The sequence below is a fragment of the Bacillus sp. CH140a_4T genome (assembly GCF_008923725.1).
GTDB lineage: Bacteria > Bacillota > Bacilli > Bacillales > Bacillaceae_G > Bacillus_A.
The window spans coordinates 45274-70592 of sequence record NZ_WBPF01000006.1 but is presented as its reverse complement, the minus strand read 5'-3'; the positions used below and the strand labels follow the sequence as shown (position 1 = coordinate 70592).

General features: G+C 38.3%; 28 protein-coding genes. 25 read left to right on the top strand and 3 right to left on the bottom strand.

What is annotated here, in order from left to right; translation table 11 throughout:
- Position 1: 1 nt before the first annotated feature.
- The 4 genes from acdA to pyrG all read left to right on the top strand — a co-directional run bounded on the left by acdA (position 2) and on the right by pyrG (position 4384).
- Positions 2–1141 carry an acyl-CoA dehydrogenase AcdA gene (gene acdA, locus F8162_RS06830; RefSeq protein WP_151630173.1) on the top strand — a complete coding sequence of 380 codons (1140 nt, stop codon included), beginning with the start codon at positions 2–4 and terminating at the stop codon, positions 1139–1141.
- Positions 1142–1207: 66 nt separating this feature from the next.
- Positions 1208–1837 carry a TetR/AcrR family transcriptional regulator gene (locus tag F8162_RS06825; RefSeq protein ID WP_000238598.1) on the top strand — a complete coding sequence of 210 codons (630 nt, stop codon included), beginning with the start codon at positions 1208–1210 and terminating at the stop codon, positions 1835–1837.
- Positions 1838–1991: 154 nt separating this feature from the next.
- Positions 1992–2519, top strand: coding sequence for a DNA-directed RNA polymerase subunit delta (gene rpoE / locus F8162_RS06820; protein ID WP_151630174.1), 528 nt, complete (start codon positions 1992–1994; stop codon positions 2517–2519).
- A 257-nt stretch (positions 2520–2776) separates the two neighbouring features.
- Positions 2777–4384, top strand: a complete 1608-nt coding sequence (pyrG, locus tag F8162_RS06815) for a CTP synthase (RefSeq protein WP_016079639.1) — start codon at positions 2777–2779, stop codon at positions 4382–4384.
- A gap of 31 nt (positions 4385–4415) precedes the next feature.
- Here pyrG and F8162_RS06810 read toward each other — a convergent pair whose 3' ends face one another.
- Positions 4416–4940, bottom strand: coding sequence for a DUF2529 domain-containing protein (locus F8162_RS06810; protein ID WP_151630175.1), 525 nt, complete (start codon positions 4938–4940; stop codon positions 4416–4418).
- 201 nt (positions 4941–5141) lie between these two features.
- On the opposite strand from F8162_RS06810, the gene spo0F reads away from it, so the two are divergent.
- From spo0F to F8162_RS06740, 14 genes are all read left to right on the top strand, one after another.
- Positions 5142–5510: a sporulation initiation phosphotransferase Spo0F gene (spo0F, locus tag F8162_RS06805; protein ID WP_000398592.1), complete on the top strand. Its 369-nt coding sequence runs from the start codon at positions 5142–5144 to the stop codon at positions 5508–5510.
- 211 nt (positions 5511–5721) lie between these two features.
- The gene (locus F8162_RS06800) at positions 5722–6579 is read left to right on the top strand and encodes a class II fructose-bisphosphate aldolase (protein WP_001131858.1); all 858 of its coding nucleotides are present in this window, start codon (positions 5722–5724) and stop codon (positions 6577–6579) included.
- Positions 6580–6911: 332 nt separating this feature from the next.
- On the top strand, positions 6912–8201 hold the full coding sequence (gene murA, locus F8162_RS06795; RefSeq protein WP_151630176.1) for a UDP-N-acetylglucosamine 1-carboxyvinyltransferase: 1290 nt from the start codon (positions 6912–6914) through the stop codon (positions 8199–8201).
- A 116-nt stretch (positions 8202–8317) separates the two neighbouring features.
- Positions 8318–9283 (top strand): class II fructose-bisphosphatase, encoded by a 966-nt coding sequence (glpX, locus tag F8162_RS06790; RefSeq protein WP_000442336.1) that lies wholly within the window; start codon positions 8318–8320, stop codon positions 9281–9283.
- A gap of 394 nt (positions 9284–9677) precedes the next feature.
- Entirely contained in the window at positions 9678–10949 is a 1272-nt protein-coding gene (gene rho, locus F8162_RS06785) for a transcription termination factor Rho (RefSeq protein WP_001053898.1), read from the top strand.
- 444 nt (positions 10950–11393) lie between these two features.
- A complete protein-coding gene (locus F8162_RS06780; RefSeq protein WP_000643447.1) occupies positions 11394–11639 on the top strand; it encodes a type B 50S ribosomal protein L31 in 246 nt (81 codons plus the stop codon).
- Positions 11640–11749: 110 nt separating this feature from the next.
- Positions 11750–12334 carry a thymidine kinase gene (locus tag F8162_RS06775; protein WP_000281086.1) on the top strand — a complete coding sequence of 195 codons (585 nt, stop codon included), beginning with the start codon at positions 11750–11752 and terminating at the stop codon, positions 12332–12334.
- Between the two features lie 313 nt (positions 12335–12647).
- On the top strand, positions 12648–13715 hold the full coding sequence (gene prfA / locus F8162_RS06770) for a peptide chain release factor 1 (RefSeq protein WP_002096180.1): 1068 nt from the start codon (positions 12648–12650) through the stop codon (positions 13713–13715).
- Entirely contained in the window at positions 13715–14566 is an 852-nt protein-coding gene (prmC, locus tag F8162_RS06765; protein WP_151630177.1) for a peptide chain release factor N(5)-glutamine methyltransferase, read from the top strand. The genes prfA and prmC overlap by 1 nt, the downstream gene beginning before the upstream one ends.
- A gap of 112 nt (positions 14567–14678) precedes the next feature.
- Positions 14679–15521, top strand: a complete 843-nt coding sequence (gene spoIIR, locus F8162_RS06760) for a stage II sporulation protein R (protein WP_151630178.1) — start codon at positions 14679–14681, stop codon at positions 15519–15521.
- 49 nt (positions 15522–15570) lie between these two features.
- Positions 15571–16029: a mechanosensitive ion channel protein gene (locus tag F8162_RS06755; protein ID WP_151630179.1), complete on the top strand. Its 459-nt coding sequence runs from the start codon at positions 15571–15573 to the stop codon at positions 16027–16029.
- Between the two features lie 108 nt (positions 16030–16137).
- Complete coding sequence (locus tag F8162_RS06750) at positions 16138–17178, top strand: L-threonylcarbamoyladenylate synthase (protein WP_151630180.1); 1041 nt, start codon at positions 16138–16140, stop codon at positions 17176–17178.
- 77 nt (positions 17179–17255) lie between these two features.
- Entirely contained in the window at positions 17256–17804 is a 549-nt protein-coding gene (locus F8162_RS06745; protein ID WP_151630181.1) for a manganese efflux pump MntP family protein, read from the top strand.
- Positions 17805–18032: 228 nt separating this feature from the next.
- Positions 18033–18308 (top strand): DUF3935 domain-containing protein, encoded by a 276-nt coding sequence (locus F8162_RS06740; RefSeq protein WP_151630182.1) that lies wholly within the window; start codon positions 18033–18035, stop codon positions 18306–18308.
- Between the two features lie 216 nt (positions 18309–18524).
- Here the strand turns inward: F8162_RS06740 and F8162_RS06735 are convergent, their stop codons facing one another.
- Both F8162_RS06735 and F8162_RS06730 read right to left on the bottom strand, forming a co-directional pair.
- Positions 18525–19136, bottom strand: coding sequence for a flavin reductase family protein (locus F8162_RS06735; RefSeq protein ID WP_151630183.1), 612 nt, complete (start codon positions 19134–19136; stop codon positions 18525–18527).
- 159 nt (positions 19137–19295) lie between these two features.
- Positions 19296–19682 carry a DoxX family protein gene (locus F8162_RS06730; RefSeq protein WP_000968694.1) on the bottom strand — a complete coding sequence of 129 codons (387 nt, stop codon included), beginning with the start codon at positions 19680–19682 and terminating at the stop codon, positions 19296–19298.
- A gap of 387 nt (positions 19683–20069) precedes the next feature.
- On the opposite strand from F8162_RS06730, the gene F8162_RS06725 reads away from it, so the two are divergent.
- The 7 genes from F8162_RS06725 (at position 20070) to F8162_RS06695 (ending at position 25314) form a co-directional block, all read left to right on the top strand.
- Complete coding sequence (locus F8162_RS06725) at positions 20070–20567, top strand: PTS glucose transporter subunit IIA (protein WP_000473666.1); 498 nt, start codon at positions 20070–20072, stop codon at positions 20565–20567.
- A gap of 247 nt (positions 20568–20814) precedes the next feature.
- Positions 20815–21255, top strand: coding sequence for a low molecular weight protein arginine phosphatase (locus tag F8162_RS06720; RefSeq protein ID WP_151630184.1), 441 nt, complete (start codon positions 20815–20817; stop codon positions 21253–21255).
- Between the two features lie 96 nt (positions 21256–21351).
- Positions 21352–21795 carry a ribose 5-phosphate isomerase B gene (gene rpiB / locus F8162_RS06715; protein ID WP_002113049.1) on the top strand — a complete coding sequence of 148 codons (444 nt, stop codon included), beginning with the start codon at positions 21352–21354 and terminating at the stop codon, positions 21793–21795.
- A gap of 21 nt (positions 21796–21816) precedes the next feature.
- On the top strand, positions 21817–22434 hold the full coding sequence (locus F8162_RS06710; protein WP_151630185.1) for a TIGR01440 family protein: 618 nt from the start codon (positions 21817–21819) through the stop codon (positions 22432–22434).
- 253 nt (positions 22435–22687) lie between these two features.
- A complete protein-coding gene (gene glyA / locus F8162_RS06705) occupies positions 22688–23929 on the top strand; it encodes a serine hydroxymethyltransferase (protein WP_141525222.1) in 1242 nt (413 codons plus the stop codon).
- Positions 23930–24199: 270 nt separating this feature from the next.
- Positions 24200–24829 carry a uracil phosphoribosyltransferase gene (upp, locus tag F8162_RS06700; protein WP_098431731.1) on the top strand — a complete coding sequence of 210 codons (630 nt, stop codon included), beginning with the start codon at positions 24200–24202 and terminating at the stop codon, positions 24827–24829.
- 371 nt (positions 24830–25200) lie between these two features.
- Positions 25201–25314 carry a DUF4024 domain-containing protein gene (locus F8162_RS06695; protein ID WP_000232961.1) on the top strand — a complete coding sequence of 38 codons (114 nt, stop codon included), beginning with the start codon at positions 25201–25203 and terminating at the stop codon, positions 25312–25314.
- Positions 25315–25319: the final 5 nt, after the last annotated feature.

Here is a 25319-nt window from a genome sequence, read left to right as displayed (position 1 = left end):
AATGCATTTTAAACTATCAGAAGAACATGAAATGATAAGAAAAATGGTTCGGGATTTTGCTAAGAACGAAGTAGCACCGACGGCAGCTGAGCGTGATGAAGAAGAGAGATTTGATCGTGCACTATTTGATCAAATGGCAGAGCTTGGTTTAACAGGCATTCCGTGGCCTGAAGAGTACGGTGGAATTGGAAGCGATTACTTGGCTTATGTAATTGCTATCGAAGAACTATCTCGTGTTTGTGCTTCAACAGGTGTGACGCTGTCTGCACACACTTCACTTGCTGGGTGGCCGATTTTTAAATTCGGAACGGAAGAACAAAAGCAAAAGTTTTTACGACCGATGGCAGAAGGAACGAAAATTGGCGCATACGGTTTAACGGAGCCAAGTTCTGGTTCAGATGCTGGCGGAATGAGGACAACTGCGAAACGAGATGGAGACCATTACATTTTAAATGGATCGAAAATCTTTATTACAAATGGTGGTATTGCTGATATTTATGTTGTTTTTGCGTTAACTGATCCTGAATCGAAGCAGCGTGGTACGAGCGCGTTTATTGTGGAAAGTGATACACCAGGATTTTCAGTTGGGAAGAAGGAAAGCAAGTTAGGGATTCGCTCTTCACCAACAACTGAAATTATGTTCGAAGATTGCCGTATTCCTGTAGAGAACCTACTTGGGGAAGAGGGCCAAGGATTTAAAGTTGCGATGCAAACATTAGATGGCGGCCGTAATGGTATTGCTGCGCAAGCAGTCGGTATTGCGCAAGGGGCTTTAGATGCTTCTGTAGAATATGCAAGAGAGCGTCATCAGTTTGGGAAACCAATTGCGGCGCAGCAAGGGATTGGCTTTAAACTTGCAGATATGGCAACGGATGTGGAGGTGGCGCGTCTTCTAACATATCAAGCAGCTTGGCTTGAATCGGAAGGACTTCCGTATGGGAAAGAGTCGGCGATGTCAAAAGTATTTGCAGGTGATGCAGCGATGAAGGTGACGACTGAAGCGGTACAAGTATTTGGTGGTTACGGTTATACGAAAGATTATCCAGTAGAACGTTATATGCGAGATGCAAAGATTACACAGATATATGAAGGAACACAAGAGATTCAAAGGCTCGTAATTTCTCGTATGTTAACGAAGTAGGAGCAAAGGCGTAGGGATTTTCCTACGCTTTTTCCTTCCAAAAAATAATAGAGAGAGGTGAAGGGGATGGTTAAACATAATGTACATGCGTCCGTGAAAGATGAAAAATTAGTCGCGTTAAGGCGTGAACAAATGATTAAAGGTGCAGTGCAATTGTTTAAACAAAAAGGATTTCCGCGTACAACAACGAGAGAGATTGCGAAGGCAGCTGGATTTAGTATCGGAACGCTTTATGAATACATTCGCACAAAAGATGATGTTTTGTATTTAGTTTGTGATAGTATTTATGAACATGTAAAAGAAAGATTAGAGGAAGTAGTTTGTACAGAAAAGGGAAGTATAGAAAGTTTAAAGATAGCAATAACGAATTACTTTAAAGTGATGGACGAATTGCAGGAAGAAGTATTAATAATGTATCAAGAGGTACGCTTTTTACCGAAAGAATCACTCCCGTACGTATTAGAAAAGGAGTTTCAAATGGTAGGAATGTTCGAGAATATTTTAGAACAGTGTACAGAAAATGGGACATTTACATTAAATAAAAAAGAGATACAGCTTCTTGCACATAACATTTTCATACAAGGACAAATGTGGGGATTTAGACGTTGGGCCCTGCAAAAACTGTATACGCTTGAAGAATATACAGAAATGCAAATTAGGTATGTACTGCAAGGAGCGCATATGTTTCCGAAATAAGGAATAGACAAATTATAATTTTATTACCATATTAAAGTTTCCCGTTTTTTTTGTAGCATATTTGTGCGACTTTTGTTTATAATGAATAGTATGGATTTTTTTAAGCAGACCGTTATATATAAGGTTATATTTGAAGAAAGGAAGTGCCGCATAAGTGAATTTTAAGCAATATTCACCAGAAGAGCTAAAAGAATGTTCAATGATTGAAGTTGTACATAGCGTTTTAGGGGATAAAAGACAAGCAACGACATTCAACGAGTTGGTTCGAGAAATCGCTCAAGTGCTGGGACTATCTCAAGAGCAAGTTAATGCGAAACTCGCACAATTTTATACAGATTTAAACATCGATGGACGTTTCATTAATTTAGGAGAAAATCGTTGGGGGCTACGTAGCTGGTACCCATATGAGCAAATTGATGAAGAAATCTTACCTCAGCCAAAACCGAAAAAGAAACGTAAAGTTGAAGAGGACGGTTTTGACGACTACATCGAAGAAGATGAAGACTTCGACGATGCAGACGCAAATGAAGAAGAAGAGGTAGAAGATTTGGACAAGGTTCTTGAAGAAGAAGACGGAGATGACGATGATCTTGATGATTTAGATGAAGATGATGACGATGACTTCGCTGAAGAAGAACTTGAGTACGATGAAACTGAAGAAGAAGAAGAGGAAGAACTGTAGTTCTTGACTTTTCATTATCGTCCATGTAGAATCATTTTTGGGCTCTTTAAAAAAGGACGATAATACTTTTAAAGTGTAAATATAAAAGAAAATTGCTCCCTACTTATTACTTTATGTGATGAGGGGAGCAATTTTCTTTTTTGTTTTTTGTTTAGAAAATAAAAAGAGTCTAACAATAAGATGGATACAGTGTTATCTACATACGTTGCGCTTTGCAACGGTGATTATATAACAGCAAAATAGGAGGGAGCTTTTTCATGACTAAGTATATTTTTGTAACAGGCGGTGTAGTATCGTCTTTAGGAAAAGGTATTACAGCAGCATCTCTTGGAAGACTTTTAAAAAATCGTGGTTTAAACGTAACGATTCAAAAGTTTGATCCATACATTAACGTAGACCCAGGGACTATGAGCCCATACCAACACGGTGAGGTATTCGTAACAGATGATGGTGCAGAAACTGATTTAGACCTTGGTCACTATGAGCGTTTCATCGACATCAACTTAAACAAATACAGCAACGTAACAACAGGTAAAATTTACTCTTCAGTTCTTCAAAAAGAGCGTCGTGGTGAATACCTAGGAGGAACAGTTCAAGTTATTCCTCATATTACTAACGAAATTAAAGAGCGTGTATACCGTTCTGGTCGCGAAACAAACGCGGACGTTGTTATTACAGAAATTGGTGGAACTGTTGGTGACATCGAGTCTCTACCATTCTTAGAAGCAATCCGTCAAATTAAGAGCGACATCGGTCGTGACAATGTAATGTACATTCACTGTACGTTAATCCCGTACTTAAAAGCAGCGGGCGAAATGAAAACAAAACCAACACAACATAGCGTTAAAGAGCTTCGCAGCTTAGGTATTCAACCAAATATTATCGTTGTTCGTACAGAATTGCCTGTTTCTCAAGATATGAAAGACAAGCTTGCCTTATTCTGTGACATTGATACAAAAGCAGTTATCGAAGCACGCGATGCAGATACTTTATATGCGGTTCCATTATCTCTTCAAGAGCAAAATATGGACCAAATCGTTTGCGATCACTTAAAATTAGACAATCCAGCTGCAGATATGACAGAGTGGACTGCGCTAGTTAATAAAGTGCGTAACCTTTCTAAGAAAACAAAAATCGCTCTTGTTGGTAAATACGTAGAGCTTCAAGATGCATACATTTCTGTTGTAGAAGCACTTCGTCATGCGGGTTATTCATTCGACACAGATGTAGAAGTGAAATGGGTAAACGCTGAGCACGTAACAGCAGAGAACGTACAAGAATTAGTAGGAGACACAGATGGTATCCTTGTACCAGGTGGCTTCGGTGATCGTGGTGTAGAAGGTAAAATCGTTGCAATTCAATATGCTCGTGAAAACAAAGTTCCATTCTTAGGAATTTGCTTAGGTATGCAACTTGCATCAATCGAATTCGCACGTAACGTATTAGGATTAGAAGGAGCTAACTCTTCTGAAATTAATCCTGACACACCTTATGCAATCATCGACCTATTACCAGAACAAAAAGATGTAGAAGACTTAGGTGGTACACTTCGTCTTGGTCTATACCCATGTAAGCTTGCTGAAGAAACAAATGCATACAATGCTTACAATGAGCCGGTTGTATATGAGCGTCATCGTCATCGTTATGAGTTCAACAATCAATTCCGTCCGGATATGGAAAAAGAAGGATTTGTATTCTCTGGTACAAGCCCAGACGGCCGTCTAGTTGAAATCATTGAATTAAAAGATCATCCTTGGTTCGTGGCAGCACAGTTCCACCCAGAACTAGTTTCTCGTCCAAACCGTCCACAACCATTGTTCCATGACTTTGTAAGAGCTTCTATTACGAATAAAGAGAGCAAGTAATAAAAAAAGCGCCTGAAATAGGGCGCTTTTTTTAATATTCATTTAACATTTCATCGATTGTAAATTTGATTCCATGATATGCAAATAAAGCTATCATTAAACTTGGGAATCCGTAGCGATTGCCTTCATCGTCTGGAATAAGGCCTTTTAACAGCTTAGTATCAATATGTACATCTGTATATTGTTCTAGTGATTCAGTACCTTCTTGAATAGCAGAGATGCCGACAATAGAGTGTCCATCAGCTTGAAGTTTTTTTGCTAGTGCTACAACTTCTTCATCTGTTGAAAAACGGCTAATAAGAAGTACACGATCTGCAGAAGTTACTTCTACTTCTTTACCATTTTCAAATAATCGTTTTGCTTGCTTCATTGGTTCAGCGCCAAATAGTGCTTCAGCAACAACACCCTCCATTTCATTTGTACCATGTAAATAAATGAAACCTTCGCCAATTAATGCTTGAGCAAGTAGACGGGCGCTATCTTCTATATTCATTTCTTCTTTTTGAGAAACTCTGGAGAAATAACCACTTAATTGAGTTGAAAAAATTTTTAACATAATGTTACTCCCTTTCGTACGTGTTTATCGGCTTTCATTATAGTTTATTTTTTTAGAAAGGTGAAATCGAAGGTGGCATAACAAAATAGGAAACGGTAAAATAAGAAAGAATAGGAAGGAATTTGCCAAAGAATAGCGAAAATTAATCGTTAAGATATAAGAAGCTTTAAATCTTGTATTTACACAGAAAGGTTGGGAGTTATGGAAGGGAAAATTTTAATCGTTGATGATCAATATGGCATTCGTGTGTTATTACATGAAGTGTTCCAAAAAGAAGGTTATCAGACATTCCAAGCAGCGAATGGATTTCAAGCTTTAGATATCGTGAAAAAAGATAATCCAGATTTAGTAGTATTAGATATGAAAATTCCAGGTATGGATGGTATAGAGATTTTAAAACATGTAAAGGAAATTGATGAGAGTATTAAAGTAATTTTAATGACTGCTTATGGAGAACTTGATATGATCCAAGAAGCAAAAGATTTAGGGGCTTTAATGCACTTTGCTAAACCGTTTGATATTGATGAGATTCGTCAAGCGGTGAGAGATCAGCTTGCTGTAGAGGCGTAAAAAATGAATTTTTTATAAAAAATATGGAAAAAAGCGTTTACATGGACTATTGAGCAGGTGAATACGGTTGAGTTTTTGAGTACAAGTTGTTATCCTATTGAGTGTAGAAAAAAGTCCGGTATGTAAATATACATATTTTACCTTATTCTGGTCATACTACCAGCGATAAGAACTTATCGGATACAAAAAACGTTTTTTAGGAGGATTCACCATGCCTTTAGTTTCTATGAAAGAAATGCTAAACACAGCACTAGAAGGAAAATACGCAGTTGGTCAATTCAACATGAACAACTTAGAGTGGACTCAAGCTATCTTAGCTGCTGCGGAAGAAGAAAAATCTCCTGTAATCCTAGGTGTATCTGAGGGTGCAGCTCGTCATATGACTGGTTTCAAAACAGTTGTAGCTATGGTTAAAGCTTTAATCGAAGAAATGAACATCACTGTTCCTGTAGCGATTCACCTTGACCATGGTTCAAGCTTCGAAAAATGTAAAGAAGCAATCGATGCAGGTTTCACATCTGTAATGATCGACGCTTCTCACCACCCATTCGAAGAAAACGTTGAAACTACTAAAAAAGTAGTAGAATACGCACACGCTCGTAACGTATCTGTTGAAGCTGAGCTTGGAACAGTTGGCGGACAAGAAGACGACATCATCGCTGAAGGCGTAATTTACGCTGATCCAGCAGAGTGTAAGCACCTTGTTGAAGCAACAGGTATCGATTGCCTAGCTCCAGCTTTAGGTTCTGTACACGGTCCTTACAAAGGTGAGCCTAACTTAGGATTCGCTGAAATGGAACAAGTTCGTGACTTCACTGGCGTACCTTTAGTATTACACGGTGGTACTGGTATCCCAACTGCTGATATCGTAAAAGCTATTTCTTTAGGTACTTCAAAAATTAACGTAAACACTGAGAACCAAATTGAGTTTACAAAAGCTGTTCGTGAAGCATTAAGCAAAGACCAAGAAGTTTACGATCCTCGTAAATATATTGGACCTGGCCGCGACGCTATTAAAGCAACTGTTGCTGGTAAAATGCGTGAATTCGGTTCTAACGGTAAAGCGTAAGAATAAAATTCCGTTTTGGAAACCGTCTAGTCTTTTAGACGGTTTCCTTTCGTTGTATAATGAAAGCGTGAACAAGTCTAAAGATTTTTATCATTTTGTTTTTGAAATAGAAAATAATGTGCATAGTCCTATTAATAAATGTGATAATGTATCTAAATTGATAAAGTAAATTCGATGAATAGTTAATCTTTATCTAGTCGTACTACAGGAGAAATGAAGATAATGGTTTCCTATTTATTGAGTTTTAGGGTGGAAAGAGTGATTGAGATTCTTAAGGGGAGCTTTCTATAGAGATATAGAAAGTAAATACATTCACAAGAAGGGAGCTCAATATGGAAAAATTGCTAATTGAAGGCGGAAGAGCTTTAAATGGAACAATTCGAGTGAGTGGTGCAAAGAACAGCGCCGTTGCACTAATTCCAGCGACAATTTTAGCAGATACTCCAGTAACTATTGGTGGTGTCCCTAATATTTCGGACGTGAAAATGTTAGGAGACTTGCTAGAGGAAATTGGGGGAAGAGTAACTTATGGACAGGAGGAAGAGATGGTAGTCGATCCTTCTAACATGGTTGCAATGCCTTTACCGAATGGAAAAGTGAAAAAATTGCGTGCTTCTTATTATTTAATGGGTGCGATGCTTGGCCGTTTTAAAAAAGCTGTTATTGGGCTTCCAGGTGGATGTCATTTAGGACCGAGGCCGATTGATCAGCATATTAAAGGGTTTGAAGCGTTAGGTGCACATGTTACGAATGAACAAGGTGCGATTTATTTAAGAGCAGATGAATTGCGCGGGGCACGTATTTATTTAGATGTTGTTAGTGTAGGAGCTACGATTAATATTATGCTAGCAGCTGTGCGAGCGAAAGGTCGAACTGTTATTGAAAACGCAGCGAAAGAACCAGAGATTATTGATGTAGCCACGTTGTTAACAAGTATGGGTGCACGCATTAAAGGTGCTGGTACAGATGTAATCCGAATTGATGGTGTGGATTCACTGCACGGTTGTCACCATACGATCATTCCGGATCGTATTGAAGCGGGTACGTATATGATTTTAGGAGCTGCATCAGGAGGAGAAGTAACGGTTGATAATGTTATTCCTCAGCATTTAGAGTCAGTTACGGCGAAGTTAAGAGAAGCTGGTGTCCAAGTTGAAACGAACGATGACCAAATTACAGTGAACGGTAATAGAAGTTTAAAAGTAGTTGATATAAAAACACTTGTATATCCAGGCTTCCCAACAGATTTACAACAACCATTTACGACGCTTTTAACAAAGGCGCACGGAACGGGTGTTGTAACGGATACGATTTACGGCGCACGCTTTAAACACATTGATGAATTACGTCGTATGAATGCACAAATTAAAGTAGAAGGTCGTTCGGCAATTGTAACTGGTCCTGTTTTATTGCAAGGTGCAAAAGTGAAAGCGAGTGATTTGCGAGCTGGAGCGGCCCTTGTTATTGCCGGGTTAATGGCGGATGGAATTACAGAAGTAACCGGACTTGAGCATATTGATCGAGGTTATGAAAATATAGTAGACAAGCTTAAAGGTCTTGGCGCAAACATTTGGCGAGAACAAATGACAAGTCAAGAAATTGAAGAGATGAAAAACGCATAAGTGATACTTCCGCAAGGGGGAAGCGAAGCATCACTACTTGCGGAAGTATACTTTGTAGAGAAACACGGTTCACAAAATACGGCAGAAATATAAAGACTTAAAGGAGAGGGATTATCGTGGAAAGAAGTTTATCTATGGAGTTAGTACGTGTAACAGAGGCTGCAGCATTATCATCAGCGCGTTGGATGGGGCGCGGGAAAAAGGATGAGGCAGACGGTGCAGCAACATCAGCTATGCGTGATGTATTTGATACAATCCCGATGAAAGGTACAGTTGTAATTGGTGAAGGTGAGATGGACGAAGCACCAATGCTGTATATCGGAGAGAAATTAGGTACAGGGTATGGACCACGTGTAGACGTTGCAGTTGATCCTTTAGAAGGGACAAACATCGTAGCAGCTGGTGGATGGAATGCTCTTGCTGTTATTGCAATTGCAGATCATGGTAATTTGTTACATGCTCCTGACATGTACATGGATAAAATCGCGGTTGGCCCAGAAGCAGTTGGGGCGGTCGATATTGATGCGCCTATTATCGATAACTTACGTGCGGTTGCGAAAGCGAAAAATAAAGATATTGAAGATGTTGTAGCGACAGTTTTAAACCGTCCACGTCATCAAGCAATTATCGAAGAAATTCGTAAAGCTGGTGCTCGCATTAAATTGATTAACGATGGAGATGTGGCTGGAGCAATTAATACAGCATTTGATCGCACAGGTGTAGATATTTTATTCGGCTCTGGTGGAGCGCCTGAGGGTGTATTAGCAGCAGTTGCATTAAAATGTTTAGGTGGAGAAATCCACGGAAAGCTTCTGCCTCAAAATGAAGCTGAATTAGCTCGTTGTAAAAAAATGGGCATTGAAGATATAAATCGTATCCTGCGTATGGAAGACTTAGTAAAAGGTGACGATGCAATCTTTGCAGCAACAGGCGTAACAGACGGAGAACTATTACGCGGCGTTCAATTTAAAGGTAGCGTAGGAACAACACAATCCCTTGTTATGCGTGCAAAATCAGGCACAGTACGCTTCGTAGACGGACGTCACAGCTTGAATAAAAAACCGAACTTGGTTATTAAATAAAAAGTGCAAGCGGCTCGTTCAGAATCGCAGTGCATTGGAACTCTCGACCTTGAAGCGCTCTTTGCTTCGAGTGAGAGAGTGAAATGACCGGAGATTCTAGCCGCTGGAACTGGATTAAATAAAAAGCGTAAGCGGCTCGTTCAGAATCGCAGTGCATTGGAGCTTTTGACCATTCTAGCTACTGGAACCAGGTCAAATAAAAGCGAAGACAAATTTTCTTGTCTTCGCTTCTTGTATTTGTGTTTCAACGTATTGATTAAAACTAGATAAAAGGGTTACAATAGTGAATATTACCCTACTTGAACTTATTGCCTTTCATTATTAATTATTTGCCTTCCGTATTTTTTCCCTTTACCCATGTGAAAAGAGAATAACGTTAAAGTGTGGTGTCTGAATGAATTTGTCAATTGCAGCATTAGAAAACATGAAATTAAAAGAGTTATACGAGCTTGCGAAAGAATTTAAGATTTCGTATTATAGCAAATTAACGAAAAAAGAGTTAATCTTCGCTATCCTAAAAGCTCGAGCAGAAAAAGAAGGTTTCTTCTTCATGGAAGGCGTATTAGAAATTATTCAATCAGAAGGATTTGGATTCCTACGTCCTATCAACTATTCTCCAAGCTCAGAAGATATTTATATCTCAGCTTCGCAAATTCGTCGTTTCGATTTACGTAATGGAGACAAGGTTTCTGGTAAAGTACGACCTCCGAAAGAAAATGAACGCTATTTTGGATTATTACAAGTTGAAGCTGTAAACGGAGATGATCCAGAGTCAGCAAAAGAGCGTGTGCATTTCCCTGCATTAACACCATTATACCCAGATCGCCAAATGAAATTGGAAACGGAACCGAAAAAGTTACCGACACGCATCATGGATTTAATCGCACCAGTTGGATTTGGACAACGTGGTTTAATTGTCGCGCCTCCAAAGGCTGGTAAAACAAGTCTATTAAAAGAAATCGCACACAGTGTTACAACAAATCACCCGGAAGCTGAATTAATTGTACTGCTAATTGATGAGCGTCCAGAGGAAGTAACAGACATTGAACGTTCTGTTAAAGGAGATGTTGTCAGCTCTACTTTTGATGAAGTGCCAGAAAATCATATTAAAGTAGCGGAACTTGTGTTAGAACGTGCAATGCGTCTTGTAGAGCACAAAAAAGATGTTATCATTTTAATGGATAGTATTACCCGTTTAGCGCGAGCTTACAACCTTGTTATTCCACCAAGTGGTAGAACATTATCGGGTGGTATCGACCCAGCTGCCTTCCATAGACCGAAGCGCTTCTTTGGAGCGGCACGTAACATTGAAGAAGGCGGTAGCTTAACGATTTTAGCGACAGCGCTTGTTGATACAGGATCTCGTATGGACGATGTAATTTACGAAGAATTTAAAGGAACTGGAAATATGGAACTTCACTTAGATCGTTCATTAGCTGAGCGTCGTATCTTCCCGGCAATTGATATTCGCCGTTCTGGTACACGTAAAGAAGATCTATTAATTCCGAAAGAACATTTAGACAAGCTATGGGGTATTCGTAAAACAATGCGTGATACACCAGACTTTGTCGAAGGTTTCTTACGTAAACTTCGTCAAACAAAGACAAATGAAGAATTTTTACAAAACATTGTTGCAGACTCAAAAAGATATGTAACAACTAAGTAAAGGGAAAAAATTGAGACTCGCTTATTTTGTGGTAAGCGAGTTTTTTATGTTTTTTTAAGGAAATATTAGAGAGAGTAATATATGGGAAAATTTGTTTTTTGAGATGGAAATCATATTTGGGTCGAGAGCTTGAAGTGTCCTGCGATTCTGAACGAGCCGCTTGCGCTTTTAATTAATATCCATTTCCGGCGGCTAGCTCTTCGTGTCTAAGAACCTCCCGCACTAAAGGTAAAAAGCACCTTTTGTGCGAGAGAACCTTAGCCAGTCAGAGCTGAGCGAGCCACCTCCACTTTTAATTTTAAAAAGACAAAAACAGGTAGTTGCAAAATGGAGTTAGCCTTGTTATAATTTCATCATATGTGTTTCATCAATATAGTTGTGTAAGCAGCTGAAGATGAAAAACTCTGTTTCGAAAATGATTCAGGGCGGAAGGAGATGAAAAGAATGAAAGCAGGAATCCACCCAAATTACAATAAAGTTGTATTTATGGACACGAACACAGGCTTCAAATTCTTAAGCGGGTCTACTAAAGGCTCTAGCGAAACTGTTGAGTGGGAAGATGGTAACACTTATCCATTACTAAAAATTGAGATCAGTTCTGATTCTCACCCATTCTACACTGGACGTCAGAAGTTTGCTACTGCAGACGGACGTGTTGACCGCTTCAATAAGAAGTACGGTATCAAGTAATAAAGAACATAAAACAGGCAAGTGTATGTATTCGCTTGTCTGTTTTTTTTGCAAAAATATTAAACCTTTACCCTACTTTGGATTAGGAAAGTAGATGAAAGGAGAGCTCAATGTACTTAATGAATCAAAATGGTTGGATTGAAGTGATTTGCGGGAGTATGTTTTCTGGAAAATCAGAGGAGCTCATCCGCCGTATACGCCGTACGCAATTTGCGAAACAACATGCGATTGTATTTAAACCATGTATTGATAATCGTTATAGTGAAGAAGATGTTGTATCACATAATGGATTAAAGGTTAAAGCAGTTCCTGTTTCAGCTTCAAAAGATATATTTAACCATGTAACAGAAGAAATGGATGTTATTGCAATCGATGAGGTACAATTTTTTGATGGGGACATTGTGGAAGTGGTGCAAGTATTGGCAAATCGTGGCTATCGTGTCATTGTAGCTGGATTAGACCAAGATTTCCGTGGTCTACCATTTGGACAAGTTCCTCAGCTGATGGCGATTGCTGAACATGTAACTAAATTGCAGGCAGTGTGTTCTGCATGCGGATCTCCTGCAAGTCGTACGCAACGTTTAATCGATGGAGAACCAGCAGCATTTGATGATCCAATTATTTTAGTTGGGGCTTCAGAATCGTATGAACCACGTTGTCGTCATTGTCATGCAGTACCTACAAAACAAAGATAAATGAAACTCGCTATGTAGAGCGGGTTTTTTTCGAAAATAGATGAAGATTGGTGGCCAGCTCTTCGTAAAGCTAAGAACTTTAGCAGTCAGAGCTGAGCAAGCCGCTTGCGCTTTTAAATATTATCTAGCTCCAGCGGCTAGAATCTCCGGTCATTTCACTCTCTCGCTCGAAGCAAAGAGCGCTTCAAGGTCGAGAGTTCCAATGTCCTGCGATTCTGAGCAAGCCGCTTACGCTTTTAAATATAATTTGCGTTTTTTTGATTAAGTACCATATACTATTTGTATTAGATACTAGGATGTAGAGGTGAATGGTGTGTTAGATCGTTTGCAAGCTGTAGAAGATCGTTATGAGAAGTTAAATGAATTGTTAAGTGACCCAGAGGTTATTAGCGATACGAATAAGCTTCGTGAGTATTCAAAGGAACAATCTGATATGCAGGAAACGGTAGAGGTGTACCGTGAGTATAAAGATGTTCGTGAGCAATTAAGAGATGCAAAAGCAATGTTAGAAGATAAGTTAGACGCTGATATGCGTGACATGGTAAAAGAAGAGGTTTCTGAATTAGAAGGACAAGATAAAGAATTGTCAGAGCGTCTGAAAATTTTACTTGTTCCAAAAGACCCTAATGATGATAAAAACGTTATCGTTGAGGTTCGTGGCGCTGCTGGTGGTGATGAGGCGGCTTTATTTGCTGGTGATTTATATCGTATGTATAGCCGTTATGCTGAGGTACAAGGTTGGAAAACTGAAATTATCGAAGCGAGCTATACAGAGTTAGGTGGATATAAAGAGATTATCTTTATGATTAACGGTAAAGGTGCGTTCGCGAAGCTGAAATTCGAGAATGGTGCTCACCGTGTGCAACGTGTTCCTGAAACGGAATCTGGTGGACGTATTCATACATCTACAGCAACTGTAGCTGTATTACCAGAGGCAGAAGAAGTAGAAATTAGTATTCATGAAAAAGATGTTCGTGTTGATACGTTTGCTTCTAGTGGTCCTGGTGGACAAAGTGTTAATACAACGATGTCAGCGGTACGTTTAACGCATTTACCGACTGGTGTAGTTGTATCGTGTCAGGATGAGAAATCACAAATTAAGAATAAAGAAAAAGCGATGAAAGTATTACGCGCACGTGTTTATGATAAGTTTAGACAAGAGGCGCAAGCTGAGTATGATCAAAACCGTAAACAAGCTGTTGGTACGGGTGATCGTTCAGAGCGTATTCGTACGTATAATTTCCCGCAAAACCGTGTTACAGACCATCGAATCGGTTTAACGATTCAAAAGCTAGATCAAATCTTACAAGGTAAGTTAGATGATTTCATCAATGCCTTAGTGATGGAAGATCAGGCTCAAAAGATGGAGGCAGCTGAGTAATGCGTGTCTATGAAGCCCTGAAATGGGCTTCTTCTTTTTTACAGGAAAATGGACGAGATGAAAATGCGGGAGAAATTGTCCTTTGTCATGTATTAAAGACGAACAGAACCGGAATGCTCATGAATATGCGTGAAGAAATAACTGTGGAACAAGAAACAAGTTTTACGGATTTTATTCATAAGCATGTAGAAGGTATTCCTATTCAATATATGATCGGTTATGAAATGTTTTATGGACGATCTTTCTTTGTGAATGAAGAAGTATTAATACCAAGACCGGAAACAGAAGAGCTTATAGTGGGAGTGTTAGAAAGAATCGAGCGCCATTTTGGTGATGAGAAACTACATGTAGCAGATATCGGTACAGGTAGCGGAGCGATTTCGATTACGCTTGCTTTAGAAAATAAAAATCTTCATGTGTATACGGTAGATATTGCACAAGAGTCGATTGAAGTTGCAAAAGAAAATGCAAAAAATTTGGGCGCAGAAGTAACGTTCTATCATGGTGATTTATTGTCACCATTTTATCAAACAGGTCAAAAGTTAGATGTTGTTGTTTCAAACCCCCCATATATACCGGAAGTGGATTGGCGTGGCCTTTCTCCTGTGGTGAAAGAGCATGAGCCAAAGAGAGCACTTGTTGGCGGTGAAGACGGATTAGATTTCTATCGCCGTTTTATGGAAGAGTTGCCGAATGTATTGCAGGAGAAAGCAATTGTGGCATTTGAAATTGGAGTAGGGCAAGGTGAGGATGTAAAAGGGCTGTTACAACAAGCTTTTCCACATGCTCATGTTGAGATTGTTTTTGATATTAATGGAAAAGATCGTATGGTATTTGCAGAGATGGAGTAAGGTTCACACCTTACTCTATTTTTTTGTGGGAAAATTTATATAGATTTTGAATTTAATAGTTTAGAAAGATGAAAGTCTGTCCACACTGTTTGTAGAAGGGAAGGTGGAGGAAATGAAAAAACAAGTTATTGCTTATCTTCTTCTATTATTAATTGGTGCACAGTTGCTTGTGCAGTTTGGATATATGAAAGCTGATGCGAAAGGGCCTTCAGTTATTCCGAAAGAGGCCGTTCGATTACGGATTTTAGCAAATAGTGATTCAGATAAAGACCAGGCTTTAAAGCGAAAAGTGCGTGATGAAGTAAAAGCACAAATTGATGGATGGGTAGCGGATTTAACTTCATTTGAAGAGGCACGTAAAGTCATTCAAAGTCATATTCCAGAAATCGAAAAAACAGTGGCAAATACGTTGAAACAAGAAGGAAGTAAAGATTCATTTCAAGTGAAATTTAGTAAGAATGTAAAGTTTCCTACAAAGGTATATGGGAATTTTATTTATCCAGCAGGGGAATATGAGGCAGTATTGATTACAATTGGGGAAGGTGAAGGGGCAAACTGGTGGTGTGTATTATTTCCACCGATGTGTTTCTTAGATTTTTCAAGTGGTACAGCTGTAAGGAAAGAAGAGCATGTTGTGAAGGCTGAATCTCCTGAAGAGGGGGAAGTTAAGGAGCAAGATGAGGAAGTAGTGGAGGTACAAGAGAAGAAAGAGGATAAAGTGAAAGAAACGAAAGTTATAAAGCAGGAAGTCGCAAAAAAAGTAACAGCTTCTGAAAAGAAAGTAGAAGAACAACCTGTAAGTAAAGAAGAAACAAAAACTGTGGACAAAGTGGAGAAGCCTGTGGAACAAAAGCAAGAAAAACAAAATGAGTATGTAAAAGTAGAGGAAGAGGAAGAAAAGCCAGAAGTTAAGTTATTTATTGTAGAAGCTTTTACATCTTTATTCTCTAAATAGTACTATTAGTAGGTCCCTTCTCATATATAAAAAAGAGGAGGGATTTACTATGAAGAAAGTATATTTTGCGAAAAAAGCAGATGTGGAAAGATTGCATTCTTTTTTCGGACAAGCTAATAAAAAAGATGATAAAATAAATGAGTTGTACGCGCAATTTATGATTTTGGAAGAGGCGGAAGAAATAAGGGCTGTAATTGGTTATGAACAAAGTGGAGAAGATGTGCTTATCCGTTCTTGTTTATTCACACCTAATGTGGATAAACAGACTTTCTTATATTTTTTTGAAATGTTTTTGCAGTATATGAACGAAAAAAATATTCGACAATTGTACTTACTAACAAATCATCCACAATCTATAACAATCTTTCAGTTTTTTGACTTTGTTACTATAGAGAAAGAAAACGTACCAGAGGGAATTCGACAGTTAGAACACTTTTGTAAAAATATAAAAGAGCCAAATGCAATAATACTAAATTGTCAGCTATTCACAAAGTTATCCACGGATTAATTAGGTTTATCCACATTTTGTGGATAAACCTTGTTTGTCTTTTGGATAAATCTCATAGTAAACTAAAAATAGACAAGTATTTCAGGGTAGAAAAGGACGTGGGAAAAAATGCATACAAATATGTGGGTTGTGGATAATGTTGTGGAAAGAAAAAAATATTATCCACAGTTACAAGAAGCAGCAAAATTATTAAGGGAAAACGAGGCGATTGCCTTCCCTACAGAAACGGTATATGGACTAGGCGCAAATGCGATGAATGATGAAGCGATCGCGAAAATTTTTGAAGCGAAAGGAAGACCGAGTGATAATCCACTTATTGTCCACATCGGTACAAAATCACAGTTAGATGGGATTGTGAAAGAAATCCCGTCAGTTGCAGAGAAGTTAATGGAGCATTTTTGGCCAGGCCCGTTAACAATTATTTTACCTAGAAAAGAAGGGATTTCAGAGAAGGTGACGGCAGGACTTAATACAGTTGGAGTAAGAATGCCTGATCATCCAATAGCGCTTGCTCTTATTGAGGAGGCAAATGTACCTGTTGCAGCACCGAGTGCGAATCGTTCTGGTCGTCCAAGTCCGACGTTAGCATCTCACGTATATGAAGACTTAAATGAGAAAATTGCAGGTATTGTAGATGGTGGTGCAACAGGCGTAGGTGTTGAATCGACTGTAATTGATTGTACGAGCGCTGTGCCAACGATATTACGCCCAGGTGGGATTACGAAAGAACAATTGGAAGCGGTGATTGGCACGGTTTCTTTAGATCCGGCTTTAAAGGATGAGAAGGAAAAACCGAAATCACCTGGAATGAAATATACGCATTATGCACCGAAAGCGCCACTGAGTATTGTTGAAGGTTCACGTGAATTTATTCAACGCCTTGTGGATGAGAAGAAGGAAGAAGGATTCAAAGTAGGTGTATTAACGACAGAAGAGTATCAGCATGTATATGGCGCGGATGTTGTATTGTCTTGTGGTGTAAGAAGCAATTTAGCTAGCGTTGCGACTAAATTATATGATGTACTTAGAACATTTGATGCAAGTGAAGTAGATGTTATTTTTAGTGAATCATTCCCGAATGAAGGAATAGGGAATGCCATTATGAATCGCTTAACGAAGGCGGCAGGACATCAAATTATTACTGAATGATAAGGTACGATTAGCAAACAGAATATTTCTCCTCGGATAAGCATATTTTGAAGTAGCACGTCCGAGGAGGGACATGAATGACGTTTGAACAGCTAATACCTTTAATAATTATGGCATTCGCCTTAGGGATGGATGCGTTCTCGGTGAGTCTTGGTATGGGGATGATGACCTTAAAGGTAAGACAAATCATGTATATCGGTATGACGATAGGGATATTTCATATTATCATGCCTTTTATAGGGATGGTATTAGGGCGTTTTTTATCAGAGCAGTATGGAGATATTGCACATTTTGCAGGTGCTATTTTATTAATTGGACTAGGATTTTATATTGTATATTCCTCTATTTTGGAGAATGAAAAGACTAGAACGGCCCCTATTGGAATTAGTTTATTTGTATTTGCATTTGGCGTTAGTATAGATAGTTTTTCAGTAGGGCTTAGTCTTGGTATTTACGGAGCGCAGACGATTATTACAATATTACTTTTTGGATTTGTTAGTATGTTATTAGCGTGGACTGGTTTATTAATTGGTAGACATGCGAAAGATATGCTCGGTACATATGGTGAGATAGTAGGTGGTATCATTCTAGTTGGATTTGGATTACATCTCCTTTTTCCTATATAATTTTAAGGAGGAGGGAGTTATGAATAAATTATTGGAATGGTATATTCGATTTTTAACTTTTTTCCCTAGGTGGTTACGGTAGCTTGTTATTTGGGGTATTATTTTACAAATTTCGATTTTAGGTTGGATCAAATTAATTCGCGAATGGTAATATAGTTCCTTTCTGTGCATAGTTTTATTTATACTAATTTACGCCAAACAATTATAAATATAGAAAGGATGAGATGAATGACGAGATTGAAGCAAGTTTTTGGTATTATTATTAGTTTTTTTGTTTTTTGGTTTAGTATGCTCGGTGTACAAATGTTTGCTGAGTTTTTAGATATTGAGTCATTGAAGTTTGTTGCGGGAAAAACGGAGGGGGCGCGTGCCTTTTATTCTCCATACCCGTTTATAATCGTTTTTCTTATTACATTGCTTTCCCTATACTTCTTCGTAATTAAGCTTGGGAAACCGAAAAAAGAGAAAGTACCTACTTTAGAGGAGCAGAAAGAAGAGATATAAGGGGATACGATTTTAGCAAAGACTGTACCAAATTATTTTGGTACAGCCTTTTTATTTTACAGGTATTCTATTTTGAGTGAATTGCTTCCACTTTTAGATATATCCAGTTCCAGCGGCTAGAATCTCCGGTCATTTCGCTCTCTCGCATGAAGCAAAAAGCGCTTCACGGTCGAGAGCTTGAAGTGCCTTGCGATTCTGAACGAGCCGCCTCTGCCTTTAAATTGGCCTCACCAATTCAAATTGTTCTCCTAGTTTTGCGTAGTTGTGTCCTGCTAGGCGGCTTACTGGTTTTAGTCCTTCTGCGTGAATGCGACCTTTTTCGTATAGGTGTTCTGCGACGTGGAAACGAACGACGCGTCCGATTAGTAGGTCGCAAGCTGGTGAGTCTTCTGTTCCGCCAAGGGGGATTGCGCGTTCTAGTACGCATTCCATTCGAATATTTGCTTCTTTTACACCTGGAACAGAGATTACGTCACTTTCAATTGGTGTTAGTTTTGCTAGTTCAATTTCACTCTCATTTGGTGGGAGGTTAGCTGCTGTTTCGTTAATTGCTTCTACGTAAGATTCATCAGAAATATGTACGACAAACTCACCTTTTTCAATTGCGTTTCGAGAAGTATCTTTCGGTGTTCCTGCTTTTCGTTGTACAGAAACTGAGATAAGTGGTGGATTAGCAGCGACAATATTGAAATAACTATATGGTGCTCCGTTTAATACGCCGTCTTTTGTTACAGAAGTAACGAATGCGACGGGGCGTGGAATGATACTTCCCGTTAATAATTTGTAATTCTCTTTTTCCGTTTGTTCATTTGGATTAATGGATAACATGCTTAAAATCCCCTTTCTAAATATGACGACTTATTGTTTGTTTACAAGATGTTAGTGGGAAACTCCTGCTGAAAATAATATTTTTATTACATAAAAAGAACTTACTTCAATCGCAATGAAGTAAGTTCCGTCTAAATAATCTCGAATTCAAGATAAAAATTATAATAAAACGTATGCACCAGGTCCGATTAAAGCTACTCCAATAGCAACGGCGATTAACATTAAATTGTATTCATATCCGTTTTGTGTTACCCAGTAACCATTTTTTCCGTGAACAGTGAAAATAGCCATTAACATTGTTCCAACGATAAATAATGAACCAATTGCAGTGAAAATACCTGATGCGAATAAGAAACCACCTAATAATTCAGTTGCGCCAGCCATAAATGCCATGAATACACCAGGGCGTAAGCCGATTGACTCCATCCAGCCGCCAGTTCCTTTCAGGCCGTAGCCACCAAACCAACCAAATAATTTTTGAGCACCATGACCCATGAATGTAATACCTATAATAAGACGAATAATAAGAAGACCGATATCCATCATTTTAAAAAACCTCCTAAAAGTTATTAACTTATCTTATGTAAGTAATAATAAAATAGTTACTTACTTAAGTCAAGTGAGTTTCGAAAAAAGTTTGAAAATAATTTTACAAATTAGCGACAAAAAATAAAATGTAGTAAAGACCTCTAGACAAGTTAGGCAAAAAAAGAGAAAATATAAGTAGAAGTTAACTTCTTATTGTTATTCAGACAATCAGAATTGACTGGAATTTTATGAGGCGCTACAATAAGAGTCTAGCAGCAACGACGTAATTTATTTCGAAAGCGTTTTTACAGTATAATATTCGAAGTATGAGGTCTTACGTTTATTTCGATCTTTAATAGAGATTGCCCTATAAACTTTTAGGTAAATTATAAGGAGGACTATCCTATGTTTAAAAAATTATTCGGTTTAGGTTCAAAAACAAATGAAGAAACAATCGTAGCTCCATTAACTGGAGCAGTGAAAAATATTGAAGAAGTACCAGATCCAGTATTCGCTGGTCGTATGATGGGCGACGGTGTTGCAATCGATCCTACTGAAGGTGTAGTTGTATCTCCAGTTGATGGTGAAATCGTACAATTATTCCACACGAAACATGCGATTGGAATTAAAGCGAAAAACGGTACAGAAATTTTAATCCACGTTGGATTAGAAACTGTAAAAATGGAAGGCGAAGGTTTCGAAGCTCACGTTTCTGAAGGACAAGCTGTAAAAGCTGGAGATAAATTAATCTCATTCGACCTAGAATTAATCCGTGAAAAAGCGAAAAGTACAATTACTCCAATCGTTATCACAAATACAGATGCAGCTGAGTCTATTAAGACAACTGTAGGTGTAACTGCTACAAAAGGTTCAACAGAAGTAATGAAAGTTACAATGAAATAATTATTGCATGAAAGGAATCCGTTTCGTATGAAATGGATTCCTTATTTTGTTTTGTAGTCTGTTCCTTATGTATGGTAAAATACTTTGGGCACTTGGAAATAGGGTTTCACATATATGTGGATAAGGCGCATTTTTCTTAGAAAAAATATAAGAGAAATGCGCCTTTCGTATATTCACATTTCTTTTGTTCTATTCTTATGTACGTTATGATAAAAAGTAGGAAAAAGAAGAAAAGGGGTGGGTTTGGATGAAACGAGTGTTATTTATTTGCACTGGAAATACATGCCGTAGCCCGATGGCCGAGGCGTTGCTTCGTCATCATGGAGCAGGTAAGTTTGAAGTGCAATCTGCTGGTGTTTTCGCCTATCCTGGAAGTGATGCGTCGATATATGCAAAGGAAGCTTTAGCTGAAAAGGGAATTGCAATCGATCATGCTTCGCAGCAGGTAAATGAAGCTTTGATTGAATGGGCTGATATTGTAGTAACAATGACGGAAAACCATAAGCAAATTGTACTTGGGCATTATCCGAGTGTTGAAAAGAAAGTAGATACATTATATGGAGTAACTGAGGGGATAAGTAAGGATATTTCAGATCCATTTGGCGGGTCACTTTCTATTTATAAAGAAACGTTAGAAGAGATGGAAAAACTTGTACAAACTTTACTGAAAAAACATTCAGAAGGTTGATGTTTCGTGTATAATACGATATTGGAGATCACTTCGTTCCGTTAAGGTAGCGAGTGAGAAATGAAGATAATTGATTGAAACTTTGGAGGGGTAAAAATGAAAGTAGTAGTAGCATCTGATCACGGCGGTATGAATATCCGTAAAGAACTTATAAGTTTATTAGAAGAGTTAAATATTGAATATATTGATTTAGGTTGTGAATGTGAAGCTGGTTCTGTTGATTACCCTGATTTTGCGTTTCCTGCAGCGGAAATGGTAGCGAATGGCGAAGTAGATCGTGGTATTTTAGTTTGTGGGACAGGCATCGGTATGTCAATTGCAGCAAATAAAGTAAATGGTATTCGTTGTGCGTTAGTTCATGATACTTTCAGTGCGAAAGCAACGAGAGAGCATAATGATACGAACATGCTAGCAATGGGCGAGCGTGTAATTGGTGCAGGTCTAGCACGTGACATCGCAAAAATTTGGTTAACAACCGACTATGAAGGTGGTCGTCACGAAAACCGCGTAGGAAAAATTAAAACATACGAAACAAAGTAATAGATTCTAACTAGAAGTAGTATGAAATATAATTTGGTGAACCAACCTGTGAAAGGAAGAGGCGTAATGACAGAAATCGTAAAGGTAAGAGAACAGTTACAAAGTTCGCTTTCTGATTTCCAAGAACAAGCTTCATTACAAAGTAGTCAAATTTTTGTAGTGGGGTGTAGCACGAGCGAAGTGCTAGGAGAAAGAATTGGAACATCAGGAACGATGGAAGTAGCAGAGGCGATTTTTTCTGAGTTAAAACAATTTCAAGAGCAAACAGGTATTGAGTTGGCGTTTCAATGTTGTGAGCATTTAAACCGTGCTTTAGTAGTTGAGAGAGAGTTGGCGATGAAATATCAATTTGAAATTGTAACAGTTACGCCTGTTAGATCAGCAGGTGGTGCATTAGCAACATATGCGTATCACAATTTGAAAGACCCGGTAGTAATTGAGTTTATTAAAGCAGATGCAGGAATGGATATTGGTGATACATTTATCGGTATGCATTTAAAGCATGTAGCTGTTCCGGTTCGTACAGGTGTGAAGGAAATTGGAAGTGCGCATGTAACGATGGCAACAACACGTGGAAAACTAATTGGTGGAGTACGTGCTGTTTATGCGGCGAAGGAAGAGACTATCACTTGCCGTTAGACATGAAAAATTATAAAGTCGCATAATAGCTTTATATCGAAAGATAAAAGGTATGTAGTCTGACTTTATAATAGAAGAAAGAAAAGACCGATTTTCGGTCTTTTTTTTCTTTTATGATATAGAAAGTCATGTTAGAATGTAGTTGAAAACATGAAGGTTCGAAAGAATTACAACCTGAATTTTCGTTTTTTCTGAATAAATGAGAAAAAACTATTGGGAATCGATGTAATTCGTTCAGAAAAGGGGGATTTTGGTGGATCATTTAAAACGTCAAGATGAAAAGGTATTTGCTGCAATTGAGGCAGAACTAGGAAGACAGCGTTCGAAGATTGAGTTAATTGCTTCGGAAAACTTCGTAAGTGAAGCAGTAATGGAGGCGCAAGGTTCTGTTTTAACGAATAAGTATGCTGAGGGATATCCTGGAAAACGTTACTATGGTGGCTGTGAGCACGTAGACGTAGTGGAAGATATCGCACGTGATCGCGCGAAAGAAATTTTTGGCGCAGAGCATGTAAATGTTCAACCGCATTCTGGTGCACAGGCGAACATGGCAGTATACTTCACAATTTTAGAGCAAGGCGATACAGTACTTGGTATGAATTTATCTCATGGTGGTCACTTAACACACGGAAGCCCTGTTAACTTCAGTGGAGTACAATATAATTTCGTAGAATATGGCGTGGATGCTGAATCTCACCGTATTAATTACGATGATGTATTAGCAAAAGCGAAAGAACATAAACCAAAATTAATCGTTGCAGGTGCAAGTGCATATCCTCGTGTTATCGATTTCAAACGATTCCGTGAGATTGCGGATGAAGTGGGTGCATACTTTATGGTTGATATGGCACATATCGCTGGTTTAGTAGCTGCTGGTTTACATCCAAACCCAGTACCACATGCACATTTCGTTACAACGACAACACATAAAACATTACGTGGTCCACGTGGTGGTATGATTTTATGTGAAGAGCAATTTGCAAAACAAATTGATAAATCAATCTTCCCTGGTATTCAAGGTGGTCCACTTATGCACGTAATCGCTGCAAAAGCTGTTGCATTTGGTGAGACGCTACAAGATGAGTTTAAAACATATGCACAAAATATCATTAATAATGCGAACCGCTTAGCTGAAGGTCTTCAAAAAGAAGGGCTTACACTTGTTTCTGGTGGAACAGACAATCATTTAATCTTGATCGATGTTCGTAACTTAGAAATCACAGGTAAAGTAGCAGAGCACGTATTAGATGAAGTTGGTATTACAGTGAACAAAAATACAATTCCATTTGAAACAGCAAGCCCATTTGTAACAAGTGGTGTACGTATCGGTACGGCAGCTGTAACATCTCGCGGTTTCGGTTTAGAAGACATGGATGAAATTGCGTCACTTATTGCTTATACATTAAAAAATCATGAAAATGAAGCTGCATTAGAAGAAGCAAGTAAGCGTGTAGAAGCGTTAACGAGCAAATTCCCAATGTACACAGACCTATAATAGATGAAAGAAGACTGCTGAGACGTAATTGTTTTGGCAGTTTTTTTTGGACATATATTGTTCTTTAAGTATGTATACAAATGATGAATAAATTTTGGCGATATAATGAAGGATACAGCTCCCATAATTGGTAAAGATACTAGATAGATTCATCGTAAAATCATGATTTTGCCAAATTTGCCCTTGAATATTAGTAGCGTTTTCTTTACAATCGTAAATAGTGTAAAAAAGCGTGCAAACGCATGAATATCATCTAAAGGAGAGATTCACATGGGAAAACTGTATGTATTTGATCACCCGTTAATTCAACATAAGATTACATATATTCGCGATAAGAATACAGGTACGAAAGATTTTCGTGAATTAGTGGACGAAGTAGCAAGCCTAATGGCTTTTGAAATTACTCGCGATCTTCCACTTAAAGACATTGAAATTGAAACGCCTGTAAGCAAAGCAACAACAAAAGTGATCGCTGGTAAAAAACTTGGTTTAATTCCGATTTTACGTGCAGGTTTAGGAATGGTTGATGGAATTCTGAAATTAATTCCAGCAGCAAAAGTAGGACACGTTGGTTTATACCGCGATCCTAAAACATTGCAACCGGTAGAATACTATGTGAAACTTCCAACGGATGTAGAAGAGCGTGACTTTATCGTACTAGATCCGATGCTAGCAACAGGTGGTTCTGCAGCTGAAGCAATTAACTCTCTGAAAAAGCGCGGTGCAAAACAAATTAAATTAATGTGTATCGTTGCAGCTCCAGAAGGAGTAAAAGTAGTACAAGAAGAACATCCTGATGTTGATATTTATGTAGCAGCATTAGATGAGAAATTAAATGAACACGGATATGTAGTGCCAGGTCTTGGTGATGCTGGTGACCGTTTATTCGGAACGAAGTAAGACAACTGACGAGAGGGGGTTCCCCTCTCGTTTTTTTGTATCTTGATGAGGTAGGGGAGGGGGATAAATATACATAGTATATACAACATAAGTTGCATACACATCACATATAATATAGAAGTCTTACGTCTAAAGAGCACTATATTATGGAAGGAAAGCGTTATATCTTAAAAATATAATAGTGACAAACTTGTGAACATTTCCTTCTATTATAAAGAGAAAACTGTTAGAAATTGCATATCTCTAACCAGTATTTAGAAGGGGAACGTTTTCATTTTTGGGAGGAAATGACTAATACTCAAATTTTTTGATTTTTTACGATTTCTCGTTGACACTGTTAATACCCTATTGTATGCTAACAACGGGGATAGATGGTAGGGCTTTCAGTGACAAAAATACATCTATTCCGTGACGAAAATGTAAACTTTTTATTTTGTATAGGATTTATGCAAAAAAATGAGTTATTATTAACACATCGTGAATGAGGGTT